Source organism: Aquiflexum lacus (assembly GCF_015476655.1).
Classification (GTDB): Bacteria; Bacteroidota; Bacteroidia; order Cytophagales; family Cyclobacteriaceae; genus Aquiflexum; species Aquiflexum lacus.
Genome location: NZ_JABFHF010000083.1, coordinates 1 through 605, shown reverse-complemented (window position 1 = coordinate 605; position 605 = coordinate 1). Strand labels below are relative to the sequence as shown.

The following is a 605-nucleotide window of genomic DNA, read 5'->3' as shown; positions in this document are numbered from 1 at the left end:
ATGAAGCAGGGTCAAAAGATAGGGCACCTGCGGTTGGTGCATTCGTACTTTCAACGATTTCAATATGGGTGATTTTGGAATTAAACCCACCAACACCGTTCATGGTAAGCAGTCCATCAGTCACTTCCACTGTCATGGTCTCTACCCTGACTTCTCCTGCGACGGCAACTTTAGCCGGGATAATGGTAATCCCTTCTATGGTAGCGCTATGTCTGCTGTCTATGTTATTGATATCTTTATCTCCAAGACCTATGGTAACATCATAGATTCCGTTTGGCACTTCCAATTCCCAGAACAACTCGTTGCCCCTTCTCTGTCCTGCCCAACTTTGAACACCACCTGTAGTATTCATGATGTTATCTCCCTGGAAATGAAGTAGTGTTCCTTCAAGCTGATCTTCAATAGGCGCGGAAGCGTAAGATGTTGAAATTCTGTTTCTTCCTGCTCCTCCAAAGGCAGTTGTTCCACCATTATCTGAAGCTTCCGAAACATCTATTGGTTCTCCATTGGACCTTAATTTCCAACCAAAGGCATAATCTACACCATCAACTGTCACTGAAGAGAAGCCAAATTGCTTACCATAATCCGGCAAATAGCCAACTGGC

General features: G+C 44.5%; 1 protein-coding gene. It reads right to left on the bottom strand.

Annotation, left to right across the window (positions count from 1 at the left end; all coding sequences use genetic code 11):
* Positions 1–605 (bottom strand): hypothetical protein (locus HMJ38_RS25125; RefSeq protein ID WP_228780275.1); only part of this gene is annotated, 605 nt, incomplete at both ends.